The sequence below is a fragment of the Amycolatopsis sp. N2S4-7 genome (genome assembly GCF_058119595.1).
Map to the genome: position 1 here is coordinate 6,744,142 of NZ_CP172299.1, position 14,089 is coordinate 6,758,230.

A 14,089-nucleotide genomic window follows, 5' to 3' on the forward strand; every position below is an offset into this window, starting at 1 on the left:
GCAGGAGAGCACGCGCCACGACCCCACCATAACCACGGAACGCTCCGTGAGGGAAGCCGGGCCGCGATTGAACTGTTACTTCGGATCGGCTGAACGTGTTACCAGCGGGTAGCAATCGGCGTATCCCCGTGCGAAACTGCGGGCATGGCTGAACACGCTGAGTCGTCGTCATCGGAGGAGACGGAGACCCGGGTCTCCCGCTCCCGCCGGGCCGCCGTCGACTGGCGCCAGACCGGGGGCAAGGTGGCTTCGGCGGTGGCGTCGATCGTCCGCTGGGTAGGACTGATCTTCGCCGCGTTCCTGGTGATCCACGTGATCTTCACGGTCGGCTCGGCGAATCCGGACAACGGCATCGTTTCGTTCGTCCGGTCGTGGGCGGACAGCTTGGCGCTGGGGTTCAGCGATCTGTTCACACCGAGTGACGGAAAGCTGCGGGTGCTGGTGAACTACGGCATCGCGGCGATCTTCTGGCTCGTGGTGTCCGGGATTCTCGCGAAGGTGATCCGCCGGGTGGGCGGCGCTTCCTGAATCTCGCCGTGATCACGATCGGCACCGGCGGGTAACGCACTGTCGCGGCCAGGCGACTTCAGCACGCCGGAAGGGGTGCTGACCATGTCCGTTTCACAGCCTGTCGTGACGAAGCCGAGCGCGATCGCCCGCGTGGGGAGCCGCTGGTACTTCGTCGTCACCATCGCCACCATCGGGCTGTTCGCCTGGGTCCCGTTCGTGCACGCCGCCGTCCGCCTCGGGCGGAAGTCGCTCTACGCGCGAGCCGCGGCGTTCGGGGCGGCCGCCGCGGTCGTGGGGGTGCTGCTCTCGATGGCCCCGAAGGACGCCGCCGGCAAGGCGGTCGGCACCACCGGGGACGTGCTGACCTCGATCGCCACGATCCTGGGTCTCGTCGTGGCCGCGGTCGCCTGCGTTCAGCAGGTCAAGCTCCGCCGGCAGGTCCTCGGCCTGGCGCCGGCGGAACACGGCGACCCGGCCCTCGCCGCCGCGCTCGCCGCGCGGGAACGCCGCGCCGAAGCCCGGAAGCTCGTCGCCGCCGACCCGCTCATCGCGCGCGACCTGCGGATCGGCCGCCCCGATCTGCCGCGGAACTACGACGACGGTGGCCTCGTCGACCTCAACAGCGCGCCGGCCGCCGTCATTGCTTCGGTTTGCGGAATCGACGTCGCCACCGCCGGCGAAATCGCCGCCGTCAGGACGGCGATCGGCGGGTTCGCCGCGGTGGACGACGTGTTCACCACCGTGCCGGTCGGCGCCTGGGACCGCGTTCGCGACCGGGCCGTCGTCCTGCCGGGCTAGAGCGCCGGCTTGCCCCACTGGTCGGTGAACGCGAACTCCTCCAGCGGCAGCCGCACCCGTTCCGCCTTCTCGCGCTCGATCCGCCAGTCCTCCTCCAGCACCTCCGGCGAGGCCGGTGAGCCGACCGCGATCGCGACCTTCGGGACCGCGTCGTCCGGTAACGAGAACGCCGCGCGGACCGCGTCCGGGGAAAACCCCGCCATCTGGTGGGCGATCAGGCCCAGCTCCACCGCCTGCAGCACGAGGTTCTCCGAAGCCAGCCCGAGCCCGTACTCGGCGTACGGCACCGCGCCCTTCTCGTTCGTCGTCACCATCACGCCGATCAGCAGCAGGCTCGCCCGGTGCGCCCAGGCCCGGTTGCCCGAGTTGAGCGTCGACAGGACGGCGTCGAACGCGGGGGTGCCGCGGACGCCCACCAGGTACCGCGCGGGCTGGGTGTTGCCGAACGACGGGGCCCAGCGGGCCGCCTCCAGGAGCGCCCGGACCTGCTCCGGGGTGACCTCGGCCGACTCGTCGTAGGCACGCGGGCTCCACCGCTCGGCCATCAGGGAGGCGATCGGGACGCTCGTCACAGCTGGTTTACGCACGATCAGAAACTACAGCCAGGCGTGCGCTGCATCACTCGGAAGGAAGGGCTCCGTGCATTTCCTTGGTGTTACGGAAGATTTACTTCCGGGCGACCCACGCGAAGGGGTCGCCCCACGTCAAGAGGGTGGCAGGCCGCGGAAGCCCCGGTAGGCTCCCTGTCAAACATGGGACGCGGGGGCTCTCCGGTGCCCACCAGGGAGCCGCCCGGCCCGTCGAGGAGGTTCGGGCGTGGCCCTCGTGGTCCAGAAGTACGGCGGATCGTCGCTGGAAAGTGCCGACCGGATCAAGCGCGTCGCGGAACGGATCGTCGCCACGAAGAAGGCGGGCAACGACGTCGTCGTGGTCTGCTCGGCGATGGGTGACACCACCGACGAGCTGCTCGACCTGGCGCAGCAGGTCAACCCGGCGCCGCCGGAGCGGGAGATGGACATGCTGCTCACCGCGGGTGAGCGCATCTCGAACTCGCTCGTGGCGATGGCCATCGCGGCCCAGGGTGCCGAAGCGTGGTCGTTCACCGGTTCGCAGGCCGGCGTCGTGACGACGTCGGTGCACGGCAACGCGCGCATCATCGACGTCACCCCGAGCCGGGTCACCGAGGCCCTCGAGCAGGGCTACATCGCGCTCGTGGCGGGCTTCCAGGGCGTCGCGCAGGACACCAAGGACATCACCACGCTGGGCCGCGGCGGCTCGGACACCACCGCCGTCGCGCTGGCCGCCGCGCTGAACGCCGACGTCTGCGAGATCTACTCCGATGTGGACGGTGTGTACTCCGCCGACCCGCGGATCGTGCCGGACGCGCGCAAGCTCGACACCATCCCGTACGAGGAGATGCTCGAGCTGGCCGCGAGCGGGTCGAAGATCCTGCACCTGCGTTCGGTCGAGTACGCGCGCCGCTACGGCGTGCCGATCCGAGTCCGCTCTTCCTACAGTGACAAGCCGGGCACGACGGTGACCGGTTCTATCGAGGAGATCCCCGTGGAACAAGCCTTGATCACCGGTGTGGCGCACGACCGCTCCGAAGCGAAGATCACGGTGACCGGGGTGCCGGACCACGCCGGCGCCGCGGCCCGGATCTTCCGCGTCATCGCCGACGCCGAGATCGACATCGACATGGTGCTGCAGAACGTGTCGAGCACCGTGTCCGGCCGCACCGACATCACGTTCACGCTGTCGAAGGCCAACGGCGCCAAGGCGGTCAAGGAGCTGGAGAAGGTCAAGGCGGAGATCGGCTTCGAGTCGGTGCTCTACGACGACCACGTCGGCAAGGTTTCGCTGGTCGGCGCCGGGATGCGGTCGCACCCGGGTGTCACGGCGACGTTCTGCGAGGCGCTGGCGCAGGCCGGCGTCAACATCGAAATCATCAACACCTCGGAGATCCGCATCTCGGTGCTGATCCGGGACGCGCAGCTCGACGAAGCCGTGCGCGCGATCCACGAGGCGTTCGAACTCGGCGGCGACGAAGAAGCCGTCGTCTACGCGGGGAGTGGTCGCTGATGGCGGACGGGCTGCGGGTCGGGGTGGTCGGCGCGACCGGCCAGGTCGGCGCGGTGATGCGCAAGTTGCTGGCGGAGCGCGAGTTCCCGATCGCGGAGCTGCGGTACTTCGCTTCGGCGCGCTCGGCGGGGTCGAAGCTGCCGTGGCGCGACACCGAGGTCACGGTCGAGGACGCGGCGACGGCGGATCCGTCCGGTTTGGACATCGCGCTGTTCTCCGCGGGCGGGTCGACGTCGAAGGCGCAGGCGCCGCGGTTCGCCGCGGCGGGCGCGACGGTGATCGACAACTCCTCGGCGTTCCGGATGGACCCCGACGTGCCGCTGGTCGTCAGCGAGGTCAACCCGGAAGCCATCAAGGAGGCGCGCAAGGGGATCATCGCGAACCCCAACTGCACCACCATGGCCGCGATGCCGGTGCTGAAGCCGCTGCACGACGAGGCCGGGCTGGTCCGGCTGGTCGCGTCGACGTACCAGGCGGTGTCGGGCAGCGGGCTGGCCGGCGTGGAGGAGCTGGCGGGCCAGGTCCGCGCCGCGGCGGAACACGCGTCGCTGCTGACCCACGACGGCGCGGCGATCGACTTCCCGAAGCCGGAGAAGTACGCGCGGCCGATCGCGTTCAACGTCCTGCCGCTGGCCGGGTCCATTGTGGACGACGGCGAGCTGGAAACGGACGAGGAGAAGAAGTTCCGCAACGAGAGCCGCAAGATCCTGAGCATCCCGGGCCTCGGCGTGTCCTGCACGTGCGTGCGGGTGCCGGTGTTCTCGGGGCACTCGATCTCCGTGAACGCCGAGTTCGAGCGGCCCCTGACGGTCGAGCGCGCGACGGACCTGCTGGCGCACGCCCCGGGCGTCGAGCTGTCGGAGATCCCGACCCCGCAGCAGGCGGCGGGCAACGACCCCAGCTACGTCGGCCGGATCCGCGTGGACCAGGGCGTCGACGGCGGCCGCGGGCTGGCGCTGTTCATCTCCAACGACAACCTGCGCAAGGGCGCGGCGCTCAACGCCGTGCAGATCGCGGAGCTGATCGCGCAGCAGCTCTGACGCGCTGGTGCCGTCACGCGTCCCGGGACGCGTGACGGCACGCCTTCGCGCGCAGGGTGGCGAACTGCTTCACGGGATCGGCGGACCGGGTGACGTCGGTCGTGAAGTTCCAGACGTACCCGTCGGCGTGGCCGCCGAGCTTCCGGAACTGGGCGACGGCCTCGTCGTGACGGCCGTTGTGGTGCAGCGCGTAGATGGCGTAACCGCGGTCTTCCCGGGCGCTCGGGTGTCCGGCGCCTTCGCCGTCCAGCCAGGGCAAGGCCGCGTCCAGGGCCTCCTGGACGTACCGGCTGCGCCAGATCGGGTTGCCCTCCATGGCTATCTCGAAGGCCGCCCGCAGGGGCAGCGGCGTCAACGACGGGGCCATGGCCGCGGCTCCGGTCGCGAAGTCGAGCAGGCGCTCTTCGGTGCCGTGCCACTTCGGGCACCAGTAGCGCAGGGCGCGCTCGTGACCGGGCCGGTGGGCGGGTGCGCGGACGAGGAGGCCCGACCAGATCCCGTCGAAGGGCTGGTAGCGGACCTCGAGCCCGGTGGCGACGGAGACGAGGGTCGCCCACGGCGTCGGATCCGCTTCGGCGAGTTCGGCCGCCTTCCATGCGGTGTCCCTGGCGTGTTCCAGCAACTGGAGGAAGGGCCCGAACTGCTGGCGGCTGGTGTGCCGGGCGCGCGCCGCGCCCCGCCGCTGCCAGGCCAGGGCGACGAACGTCTGCGCCTGCACGACGGTGGCGTCCGCATCGCCGTCCCGGACGGCGAGCCAGTCCCGCAGCCACTGCCGTTCGGTCGTGGCGGCGGTGGCGAGGGCGTCGACGACGGCCGTGCGCCGGTCCCAGTCCCCCCGGAGCGCGGCGACGAGGGCGGCAGCGGGACGCCAGTCCCCGGTGAGGGCCGCGGAGACGGCGGCGGCGAGGCGGGGGTCGTCGAAGTGCGGATCGGCCGTCAGTTCGGTGTCGGGGACCATCCCCCGGGTGGCGGCCCCCGGGCCGGGCAGCAGTCCCATGTGCGTTCTCCTCCACAGTGGACGATCGGAAATCGTCTTGTCCGAATCGCCTCCACGGGGGATCCTAAGTCCCGCAAGCAAGTCCAGGGGAGGAAACCATGTACACCGCTGTCGACGGCGCCCGCGTGCCGATCCGGATGTGGGCGGATCCCGCGTCGGTCGAAGAGCAGGCCATGCGGCAGCTGCAGAACGTCGCCAACCTGCCGTGGGTGCACGGCGTCGCCGTGATGCCCGACGTGCACTACGGCAAGGGGGCCACCGTCGGCAGCGTCATCGCCATGCGGGACGCCGTTTCGCCGGCCGCCGTCGGGGTCGACATCGGGTGCGGCATGAGTGCCGTCCGGACGTCGCTCACCGCGAGCGACCTGCCCGACGACCTCGGCAAGCTGCGCCGGCGCATCGAGAGCGCCGTGCCCGTCGGGTTCGGGCTGCACAAGACGCCCGTGAACCCCGCGAAGGTGCACGGCGTCGGCGGCTGGGACACCTTCTGGAAGGGCTTCGGCGAGCTGCACCCCGGCGTCCAGGAGCTGCACGACCGGGCCGCGCGGCAGATCGGGAGCCTCGGCGGCGGGAACCACTTCATCGAGGTCTGCCTCGAAGAGGGCACCGGCCAGGTGTGGCTGATGCTGCACTCGGGTTCGCGCAACATCGGCAAGGAGCTGGCCGAGCGGCACATGGCCGTCGCGCGCAAGCTGCCGCACAACGCGGACCTGCCCGACCGCGACCTCGCGGTGTTCGTCGCCGGCACGCCGGAGATGGCGGCCTACCGGCGCGACCTGTTTTGGGCGCAGGACTACGCGGCGCGCAACCGCGCCACGATGGTCGCGCTGGTGAAGCAGGCGGTTCGCGACGAGCTCCCGCAGGTCACCTTCGACGACGCGATCTCCTGCCACCACAACTACGTCGCCGAGGAGACCTACGACGGTGTCGAGCTGCTCGTCACCCGCAAGGGCGCGATCCGTGCCGGATCGGGTGACCTGGGGATCATCCCGGGCAGCATGGGGACCGGTTCGTACATCGTGCGCGGCCTGGGGAACGAGTCGTCGTTCCAGTCGGCGTCGCACGGCGCCGGCCGCCGGATGTCCCGCACCAAGGCCAAGAAGCTGTTCACGGCGGACGACCTCGCGGCCCAGACGGCGGGCGTCGAGTGCCGCAAGGACTCGGGCGTGGTCGACGAGATCCCGGCGGCGTACAAGGACATCGAAACGGTGATCAAGGCCCAGACGGACCTCGTCGAGGTGGTGGCGCACCTCAAGCAGGTGGTCTGCGTCAAGGGCTGACGGTACGTTGACGCCATGACGAGGGGTGGAACGACGGCCGCGCTGCTGGCCGGAGCCGCACTGCTGCTGAGCGGGTGCGACCAGGTCAGCAGCGCGGTCGACCAGGGCAGCCGGACCGCGGACAAGGTCGGCGCGTGCACCGAGGCCCTCGGGCTCGCCGACCTGAACCCGCTGGTCGACCCGGCCAAGTTCAAGGCGCGCGCCGAGGACAAGGAGAAGCGGCTGCGCGAGCTCGCGGGGAACGTCCAGGACCAGGACGTCAAGAACGCGCTGCTCGGCATGGCCGACTCGTACGTCGAGGTGCAGAAGGAACGCATCGAGGACGCCGGTGTGGTGGCCCAGTGGGTGCAGCGCAACGTCAAGAAGCTCGACGCCCTCCGCGCGGCCTGTGGCTAAGCCGCGGACTGGCTCGGCCGCGGATCGCGCGGGCGGGATGGGGTCGCTCGGCTAGGTGGCGGCCGCGACCCGGCGGGCGGTGGCCCGCCAAGCGGCGGCCGCGACCCGGCGGGCGGTGGCCCGCCAAGCGGCGGCAGCCCGCCAAGCGGCGGCAGCCCGCCAAGCGGCGGCAGCCCGCCAAGCGGTTACCCGGCTCGGCCGCGGATCGCGCGGGGTGGCCGGATAGGCCGCAGCCACGCTAGGCCGCGGACTGGCTGACCGCCGCATCCGCCGCGACCGGCGCCGGTTCCCGCGACCGGCGCCACAGCAGCCCCGCCGAAGCGATCACCAGGCCGCCGAGCCCCGCCGCCGCGAAGCCCCATGCCGGGCTCGAGTGGTCGATCGCGAAGCCGACCACCGGGCTCCCCAGCGCCAGACCCAGCCGGGTCGAGGCGTCCTGCAGGCCCATCGCCTCGCCGCGGACCTGGGGCGGGGCGATGCGGCTGACCGTCTCGGTGGTCGCCGCCAGGGTCGGGGCGCACAGCAGGTTCGTGGGGATCAGCACCAGCATCAGCAGCCACCACGGCTGGTCGGCCAGTCCCACCGGCACCACCAGCAGCGCGAGCAGCAGCATCAGCACGCCCTGCGGCAACGAGCGCCGGGCGGCGCCGTGGACGATGCCGCCGGCTATCGATGCCGCGCACATCACCGCGATGACCAGGCCCGTCATGCCGATTTCGCCGTTCGAGCGCAGGGCCGCCAGCGTCGCCAGTTCGGTGCCGACGAGCACGAACAGCGTGCCGGCGGCGATCAGCAGCGTCGCCACGAGCCGGCCGGTGAGCCAGCTCCGCAGCGGCGGCCGCACCCCGGACGCGCCCGGCTCGGCCTCTTCGCGGATCGGCGGGTCGATCAGCCAGATCAGGAACGCCGTGCCGCCGAACAGCAGGCCGAGCGCGGTGAGCGTCCACGTCGGCGAGAACGACGTGATCGCCGCGATGCCGGCCGCGGGACCGATCATGAACGTCGCTTCGATCGAGATGGTGTCGAGCGAGTACGCCGCCCGGCGCTCCGAGACGGGGACGAGCGCGGCCAGGACCTGCCGGGCCAGCGAGCCCGCGGGCACCGAGAGCATCCCGGCCGGGACCGCGACCGCGGCGAGCGCTTCGTAGGGCAGGTGCGGTGAGGCGATCCAGAACACCGTCGTGCCGATGCCGCAGACGGCGACGACCGGGCGCAGCCCGTACCGGTCGAAGCAGCGGCCGAGCAGCGGCGCGCCGAGGGCCATCCCGAGCGTGACGCCGGCGCCGACCAGCCCGGCGGCGCCGTAGCCGCGGCCGAGCCCGGTGACGATGTACAGCGTCATCAGCACGCCGTTCATGGTCATCGGCAGCCGCGCCAGGAACATCAGCGCCATCGTCGACTTGACGCGGGGAACGGACAGGACCCGGCGGTACGGCTGGAACGGCACGCCCTCGATGAGAACCCAAGGTGGTACGCGCGTGCAACTTATTTCTCACTGGCGCCGGGAAATTTTGAGAGCTACTCTCATTTGGGAGTAACTATCAATTGGGGGTCGCTATGACTCAGCTCTACCCACGCAGGTGGTGGGCGCTCGGTGCGCTCGCGGTGAGCCTGCTGACCGTCGGCCTGGACCTGACCGTGCTGAACGTCGCCGTGCCGACGCTCGCTGTGGACCTCGGCGCCACGACCACGCAGCTGCAGTGGTTCGGCAACGCCTACACGCTGGCGCTGGCCGCGCTGCTGCTGCCGGCGGGCCTGCTCGGCGACCGCTTCGGCCCGAAGAAACTGCTGCTCGCCGCGCTCGCGGTGTTCGGGCTGGCTTCGCTGTGGTGCGCCTACGCGAGTTCGCCGGGCGAGCTGATCGCCGCCCGGGTCGTCCTCGGCGTCGGCGCCGCGTTCCTCATCCCGCTCTCGCTCTCGCTGCTGAACATCCTGTTCCCGCCGGAGGAGCGCGCGAAGGCCCTGACGACGTGGGTGATGGCGACGTTCGTCGGCATCCCGCTCGGGCCGCTGCTCGGCGGCTGGCTGCTCGACCACTTCGCGTGGGGCTCGGTGTTCCTGATCAACGTCCCGCTGACCGCGGTCGGCGTGGTCGCGGTGCTGTTCCTGGTGCCGCTCACGCGCGGTTCCGGCCAGGGCGGGATCGACTTCGCGGGCATCGCGCTCTCGGCGGCCGGGCTGGTCGCGCTCACGTACGGCTTCGTCTACGCCGGCGAGCACGGCTGGGCCGACCCGGCGACGTACGGCCTGATCGCGCTCGGCGCCGCGCTGCTCGCGGTGTTCTGCTGGGCGCAGACGCGGGGGGCCGCGCCGCTCACCGACCTCGCCTTGTTCCGCGAGCCGCGGTTCGTCTGGGGCGCGGTGCTCGCCACGATGGCGTCCTTCGCGCTGATGGGCCTGTTGTTCGTGCTGCCGCAGCTGTTCCAGGCGGTGCAGGGCGCCGACGCGCTGCAGACCGGGCTGCGGCTGCTGCCGCTGATCGGCGGAATGCTGGTGTCGGCGAAGATCGCCGAGCGGCTGGTCGCCGTGCTGGGCGCGCGGGCGGTCGTCACGGGCGGGTTCGCGCTGCTGGCGGCCGGGCTGGCCTGGGGGGCGACGACATCGCCGTCGGACGGCTACGGCGTCACCGTGGGCTGGGAGGTCGTCATCGGCCTCGGCACCGGGTGCACGCTGCCGCCGCTGATGTCGATGGCGATGGGCGCGCTCACCGAGGGGCGCTCGGGCGCCGGCTCGGCGCTGATCCAGGTGTTGCGCCAGGTCGGCGGCACCATCGGCGTCGCGGTGCTGGGCACGGTGCTAAACGGCGTCTACCGGGACGGCGTCGCCGTGGCCGGGCTGCCCGCGCCCGTGGCCGACGCGGTGCGCGGCAGCGCGTCCGCCGCGATCGCCGTCGCGGAGAAGCTCCACCTGCCCGCGCTCGCCGAATCGGCGCGAACGGCGTTCACCGACGGCATGGCGGCGACGCTCTGGGTGTGCGCCGGGCTCGGCGTCGCCGGCGGGCTGCTCGCCCTGCTGTTCCTGCCCGGGCGGACGGCCACGGGACCGCAGCCGCGAGAATCGGAGCATGACGTCGTCGCCATCTGAACCCCAGGGACTGCGCGAGCGGAAGAAGGCCAGGACGCGGGACGCGATCCAGCGGCACGCGTTGCGGCTGTTCCACGAGCAGGGCTACAGCGCGACGACGGTCGACCAGATCGCGGCCGCGGCGGACATCTCGCCCAGCACCTTCTTCCGGTACTTCCCGACGAAGGAGGCGACGGTCCTCTACGACCCGTTCGACCCGGTCCTCATCGAAGCCGCGCTCGCGCAGCCGCCCGAGCTGAGCCCGCTCGCCGCGCTGCGGGCGACCGTGGACACGATCCGCGAGCAGATCCCCGCCGACGACTGGGCACGGGAACGCGAGCGGCAGATGCTGGTGTTCCGGGAGCCCGAGCTGCGCAGCGCGATCATGGACCAGTTCGCCGAGGGGATCGACCTGCTGGCCGGGCTGGCCGCGCGCCGCACCGGCCGGGCCGCGGACGACTTCGAGGTCCGCAACTGGGCGGGCGCGGTGGTCGGCGTGATCATGGCCGCGTTCGTCGGCGCCGCGGCGGACCCCGACGCCGACACCCTGGTGATCCTCGACGAAGCCGTGGCCCACCTGGAGGCGGGACTGCCGCTTTGACGGCGGCGTTTTCGTGGAATTGATTTCGCATTTTCGCTCCCGCCTCGGGATGGACCGTGTGGGTGGCGGTGCGGACGTGGAGCGCCCCATCTGGAGCAGTCCCGACACGCGCTCCGACGGAGCGATGAAGGTGAACGATCACCGGTGGCACTCGGGTGAGTGACGAAGTCGTTCCATAGTGGGCAGTAACTACCAGCGGTGATGCTCGGAATCGGTCATGATGATCTTCGGGGGGATGGCCAAGGTTCCGGCGTTCATCAATTGCGGGTCAGTTCTGTTCATTCGAATCCGGCACGTAAGGGTGTTAAACCTCCCTAACCGGTGATCGGGTGGCTGATCTTCGACACGAGGAGTATCGATTTACCCCGTCAGGTCTCGTGTGCCAGGAGGTAAGCAATGAAAGTCGAATTCGGGCGATCCGTCGCCCTGGTAATCGCCGGAAGTCTGCTGGCGGTGGGAATGGCGGGGATCGCCTCGGCGAGCCCGGACGGGGGCAAGGGGTCCTCCAGTACCCAGGCCCTCGCCACCCAGGTGCTCCAGATGCGGGACGACCTGACCAAGGAGGCCTACGCCGGCAACGTCGGTGCCACCCGGTCCGACCTGGGCCGGCTGAGCCCGGTGCTCGCGGACATCGCGGCCGGCAAGCGCTACACGATCCAGACCGACACCGAACAGCTCGCCGGCCTCGCCAAGGGCCGCGCCGACGAGACCACCCGGCTGCTGAACGACCCGACGGCCAAGGCGCGCCAGCTGCCACCGCTGCCGATCCCGGTCCCGTCGCTGCCGGACCTGCCCGGCCCGCTGAAGATCGTCAGCGACCTGGTGAAGGCGCTGCTCGCGGCCGTCACCGGGATCCTGGGCGGGTTGCTCGGCGGTCTCCCGGTGCCGCCCCTGCCGCTGCCCGTCCCGCCGGTGCCGGGGTCGTGACCGACCACTGAAAAACAGGGGGGCCCGGAGCCCGGTCGCGGACATTTCTCCGCGCCGGGCTCCGGGCCGGCCCCCGGACCCGTCAGTCCCGTTTGGACAGACCCTGCCGCAGCGCGCCCGCCATCTCGGCCAGCGCCTCGCGGAACCGGGTGCCGACGCCGGTGAAGTTGATGAACCCGTGGATCAGGTCGTCGTGGCGCCTCAACGCGACGTCGACACCGGCTTCGGCGAGCTTCTCCGCGTACGCCTCGCCTTCGTCGCGCAGCGGGTCGAACCCGGCCGTGACGACCAGGGCCGGCGGCAGGCCGCTCAGGTCGTCCGCGTGCAGGGGCGAGAGGCGCGGATCGGTCAGGTCGGTGCCCTCCGGCACGTAGTGGCCCTCGAACCACTTCATGTGCACGTCGGTGAGGAACAGGTCTTCGGCGAACAGGTCCTGCGACCGGTAGCGCCGCGAGAAGTCCGTCGCCGGGTAGATCAGCAGCTGGAACGCCGGCACCGGGCCGCCGCGCCGCAGCGCCTGCTGGGCGGTCACGGCGGCGAGGTTGCCGCCCGCGCTGTCACCGCCGACGGCGATCCGCGCCGGGTCGGCGCCGAGGTCGCTCGCCTTCGCCACGGCGTACTCGAACGCCGCGAGCGCGTCTTCCGTGGCCGCCGGGAACGGGAACTCCGGGGCCAGCCGGTACTCGATCGACAGCACCCGCACGCCGGCGTGCTTGGCCAGGAAGCGGGCGGCGTTGTCGTGGCTCGACCGGGTGCCGATCACCCAGCCGCCGCCGTGGAAGAACACCAGCAACGGGGACTTCTCCGGCAGCCCGACGGGCGTGTAGAGCGTCGAGGGCAGATCGCCGTCCGGCGTCGGGACGGCGATCTCGCGCACCGACACGGGCTCGATCGGTTTGCCGCTGACGAGGTGCCTGCCCTGGTCGAGCAGGGCGCGCGACTGCTCGACCGAGCCGCGCACCAGCTCCGCACGGGCGATTTTCTGCAGCCGGAGCAGCAGCTGCGCGTCGAGCGCGAGGGTCTGGCCGTCGATGCGCACCGGGCGCCCCGCGACCGCGCGCCGCACCGGCGTGGGCAGCCAGTACGCGAGCTGGGACGCGGCGGCCTGGCCGCGGACCGGGAGCGGGATCGCCATCTTTGCCTCCTGAACATCGGTGCCGCCGACGAGGTTACTTGCCAGTAGGTAACAGGTCCAGGTGTGACCGGGACCTCGGTCCCAAACTCTGGTCCTCCAGTTAAGTGGAGGGGTTAGCCTGGAAAGCGTGACTTCAGCCAGGACGGTCAACGTGCTCGGGATCGGCGGCTCTCTGCGCGAGGGCTCCCAGTCCGAACGCGCGCTGCAGATCGCGCTCACCGGCGCGGCCGAACTGGGCGTCCACACCCGCATGCTCACCGGCCCCGAGCTGGTCCTGCCCTTCTACGACGCCGGCGAGCTGGAGCGCGACGAACGCGCGACGCGGCTCGTCGAGGCCATCCGGCACGCGGACGGGCTCATCGTCGTCTCGCCGGGCTACCACGGCGCGCTGTCCGGCCTGGTCAAGAACGCCCTGGACTACGTCGAGGACCTGCGCGACGACCGCCGTCCCTACCTCGACGGCCGCGCGGTCGGCCTCGCCGCCGTCGCCTACGGCTGGCAGGCCGCGGTGACCACGCTCGAGCAGCTGCGCACGATCACGCACGCGCTGCGCGGCTGGGCCACCCCGCTGGGTGGTTCGATCAACTCCGCCGAGACCAAGTTCGACGAAGGCGGCGGCGCGTCGGACGAGAAGAGCTACCGGACCCTTCGCCTGATCGGGCGGCAGGTCGCCGAATTCGCGGTGACGCGCACCGCATGACGTTTCGCCCGGAGGGCCCCGGGTAATCGATCCACGTGATGCCTGCCATGTGGTGGCACCGTTCCGCGGGTGCGGGATGTTGTGTCCGGTGAGACGCTCGCTGTGGAGCGTCCGGGACAGAAGGCAGGCTGAACATGGGGCAGGCGATCTACACCGCGGTGGCGACGGCGCGCGGGGACGGCCGGAACGGCGAAGTGACTTCGTCGGACGGGGTCATCGACGAGTCGCTGGCCATCCCGAAGGAGATGGGCGGCCCCGGCGGGGACAAGACCAACCCGGAGCAGCTCTTCGCCGCCGGCTACTCGGCTTGCTTCCACAGCGCGTTGCAGCTGGTCGCCCGCCAGGCCAAGGTCCCGCTGAACGGCTCGACGGTGACCGCGGAGGTCAGCGTGCTCAAGCAGGAGGTCGGGTTCGGCCTCGGCGTCGCGCTGAACGTCTCCCTGCCGGGCCTCGAGCAGGCCCAGGCCGACCAGCTGGTCGAGCAGGCCCACCAGGTGTGCCCCTACTCCAACGCGACCCGCGGCAACATCGAGGTCGCGCTCTCCGCCACCGTCTGACCC

Annotated in this window: 15 protein-coding genes; 11 read left to right on the plus strand and 4 right to left on the minus strand. The window is 71.3% G+C overall.

The annotated features are described in order from the left end of the window. Nucleotides 1–144: 144 nt before the first annotated feature. Nucleotides 145–528, plus strand: coding sequence for a hypothetical protein (locus ACH54P_RS31955; protein WP_489907033.1), 384 nt, complete (start codon nucleotides 145–147; stop codon nucleotides 526–528). An 84-nt stretch (nucleotides 529–612) separates the two neighbouring features. Further along, nucleotides 613–1,308, plus strand: a complete 696-nt coding sequence (locus tag ACH54P_RS31960) for a ComEA family DNA-binding protein (RefSeq protein ID WP_489907034.1) — start codon at nucleotides 613–615, stop codon at nucleotides 1,306–1,308. Here ACH54P_RS31960 and ACH54P_RS31965 read toward each other — a convergent pair. Then, nucleotides 1,305–1,895, minus strand: coding sequence for a nitroreductase family protein (locus ACH54P_RS31965; protein ID WP_489907035.1), 591 nt, complete (start codon nucleotides 1,893–1,895; stop codon nucleotides 1,305–1,307). The genes ACH54P_RS31960 and ACH54P_RS31965 overlap by 4 nt on opposite strands. A gap of 229 nt (nucleotides 1,896–2,124) precedes the next feature. Here ACH54P_RS31965 and ACH54P_RS31970 point away from each other — a divergent pair, with 229 nt between their 5' ends. Continuing rightward, nucleotides 2,125–3,390 carry an aspartate kinase gene (locus ACH54P_RS31970; RefSeq protein ID WP_489907036.1) on the plus strand — a complete coding sequence of 422 codons (1,266 nt, stop codon included), beginning with the start codon at nucleotides 2,125–2,127 and terminating at the stop codon, nucleotides 3,388–3,390. Further along, nucleotides 3,390–4,430, plus strand: a complete 1,041-nt coding sequence (locus ACH54P_RS31975; RefSeq protein ID WP_489907037.1) for an aspartate-semialdehyde dehydrogenase — start codon at nucleotides 3,390–3,392, stop codon at nucleotides 4,428–4,430. The genes ACH54P_RS31970 and ACH54P_RS31975 overlap by 1 nt, the downstream gene beginning before the upstream one ends. Nucleotides 4,431–4,443: 13 nt before the next feature. On the opposite strand, the gene ACH54P_RS31980 is transcribed toward ACH54P_RS31975, so the two are convergent. Further along, entirely contained in the window at nucleotides 4,444–5,427 is a 984-nt protein-coding gene (locus tag ACH54P_RS31980; RefSeq protein WP_489907038.1) for a DUF4034 domain-containing protein, read from the minus strand. Nucleotides 5,428–5,525: 98 nt separating this feature from the next. Between ACH54P_RS31980 and ACH54P_RS31985 the strand changes: the two genes are divergently transcribed. Next, on the plus strand, nucleotides 5,526–6,707 hold the full coding sequence (locus ACH54P_RS31985; RefSeq protein ID WP_489907039.1) for an RtcB family protein: 1,182 nt from the start codon (nucleotides 5,526–5,528) through the stop codon (nucleotides 6,705–6,707). 15 nt (nucleotides 6,708–6,722) lie between these two features. Continuing rightward, the gene (locus tag ACH54P_RS31990; protein WP_489907040.1) at nucleotides 6,723–7,103 is read left to right on the plus strand and encodes a DUF8711 family protein; all 381 of its coding nucleotides are present in this window, start codon (nucleotides 6,723–6,725) and stop codon (nucleotides 7,101–7,103) included. A gap of 238 nt (nucleotides 7,104–7,341) precedes the next feature. On the opposite strand, the gene ACH54P_RS31995 is transcribed toward ACH54P_RS31990, so the two are convergent. Continuing rightward, nucleotides 7,342–8,487: an MFS transporter gene (locus ACH54P_RS31995; protein WP_489916746.1), complete on the minus strand. Its 1,146-nt coding sequence runs from the start codon at nucleotides 8,485–8,487 to the stop codon at nucleotides 7,342–7,344. A gap of 173 nt (nucleotides 8,488–8,660) precedes the next feature. Here ACH54P_RS31995 and ACH54P_RS32000 point away from each other — a divergent pair, with 173 nt between their 5' ends. The 3 genes from ACH54P_RS32000 (at nucleotide 8,661) to ACH54P_RS32010 (ending at nucleotide 11,694) form a co-directional block, all read left to right on the plus strand. After that, nucleotides 8,661–10,187, plus strand: coding sequence for a DHA2 family efflux MFS transporter permease subunit (locus tag ACH54P_RS32000; protein ID WP_489907041.1), 1,527 nt, complete (start codon nucleotides 8,661–8,663; stop codon nucleotides 10,185–10,187). Then, on the plus strand, nucleotides 10,168–10,767 hold the full coding sequence (locus ACH54P_RS32005) for an acyl-CoA-like ligand-binding transcription factor (RefSeq protein WP_489907042.1): 600 nt from the start codon (nucleotides 10,168–10,170) through the stop codon (nucleotides 10,765–10,767). Before ACH54P_RS32000 ends, ACH54P_RS32005 begins: the two co-directional genes overlap by 20 nt. A 396-nt stretch (nucleotides 10,768–11,163) precedes the next feature. Then, nucleotides 11,164–11,694 (plus strand): hypothetical protein, encoded by a 531-nt coding sequence (locus tag ACH54P_RS32010; RefSeq protein ID WP_489907043.1) that lies wholly within the window; start codon nucleotides 11,164–11,166, stop codon nucleotides 11,692–11,694. A gap of 82 nt (nucleotides 11,695–11,776) precedes the next feature. Here ACH54P_RS32010 and ACH54P_RS32015 read toward each other — a convergent pair whose 3' ends face one another. After that, the gene (locus ACH54P_RS32015) at nucleotides 11,777–12,829 is read right to left on the minus strand and encodes an alpha/beta hydrolase (RefSeq protein WP_489907044.1); all 1,053 of its coding nucleotides are present in this window, start codon (nucleotides 12,827–12,829) and stop codon (nucleotides 11,777–11,779) included. Between the two features lie 127 nt (nucleotides 12,830–12,956). On the opposite strand from ACH54P_RS32015, the gene ACH54P_RS32020 reads away from it, so the two are divergent. Together ACH54P_RS32020 and ACH54P_RS32025 are read left to right on the plus strand one after the other, a co-directional pair. Then, nucleotides 12,957–13,529: an NADPH-dependent FMN reductase gene (locus tag ACH54P_RS32020; RefSeq protein WP_489907045.1), complete on the plus strand. Its 573-nt coding sequence runs from the start codon at nucleotides 12,957–12,959 to the stop codon at nucleotides 13,527–13,529. Between the two features lie 134 nt (nucleotides 13,530–13,663). After that, nucleotides 13,664–14,086 carry an organic hydroperoxide resistance protein gene (locus ACH54P_RS32025; RefSeq protein WP_285457651.1) on the plus strand — a complete coding sequence of 141 codons (423 nt, stop codon included), beginning with the start codon at nucleotides 13,664–13,666 and terminating at the stop codon, nucleotides 14,084–14,086. The last annotated feature ends 3 nt before the right edge of the window (nucleotides 14,087–14,089 follow it).

Bases quoted from the DNA above. Each gene is read 5' to 3' on its own strand.
- ACH54P_RS31975 (WP_489907037.1), top strand. From the start codon at position 3,390: ATGGCGGACGGGCTGCGGGTCGGGGTGGTCGGCGCGACCGGCCAGGTC.
- ACH54P_RS31985 (WP_489907039.1), top strand. From the start codon at position 5,526: ATGTACACCGCTGTCGACGGCGCCCGCGTGCCGATCCGGATGTGGGCG.
- ACH54P_RS31955 (WP_489907033.1), top strand. From the start codon at position 145: ATGGCTGAACACGCTGAGTCGTCGTCATCGGAGGAGACGGAGACCCGG.
- ACH54P_RS31995 (WP_489916746.1), bottom strand. From the start codon at position 8,487: ATGTTCCTGGCGCGGCTGCCGATGACCATGAACGGCGTGCTGATGACG.
- ACH54P_RS32000 (WP_489907041.1), top strand. From the start codon at position 8,661: ATGACTCAGCTCTACCCACGCAGGTGGTGGGCGCTCGGTGCGCTCGCG.
- ACH54P_RS32010 (WP_489907043.1), top strand. From the start codon at position 11,164: ATGAAAGTCGAATTCGGGCGATCCGTCGCCCTGGTAATCGCCGGAAGT.
- ACH54P_RS31960 (WP_489907034.1), top strand. From the start codon at position 613: ATGTCCGTTTCACAGCCTGTCGTGACGAAGCCGAGCGCGATCGCCCGC.
- ACH54P_RS32005 (WP_489907042.1), top strand. From the start codon at position 10,168: ATGACGTCGTCGCCATCTGAACCCCAGGGACTGCGCGAGCGGAAGAAG.
- ACH54P_RS32025 (WP_285457651.1), top strand. From the start codon at position 13,664: ATGGGGCAGGCGATCTACACCGCGGTGGCGACGGCGCGCGGGGACGGC.
- ACH54P_RS31990 (WP_489907040.1), top strand. From the start codon at position 6,723: ATGACGAGGGGTGGAACGACGGCCGCGCTGCTGGCCGGAGCCGCACTG.
- ACH54P_RS32015 (WP_489907044.1), bottom strand. From the start codon at position 12,829: ATGGCGATCCCGCTCCCGGTCCGCGGCCAGGCCGCCGCGTCCCAGCTC.
- ACH54P_RS31980 (WP_489907038.1), bottom strand. From the start codon at position 5,427: ATGGGACTGCTGCCCGGCCCGGGGGCCGCCACCCGGGGGATGGTCCCC.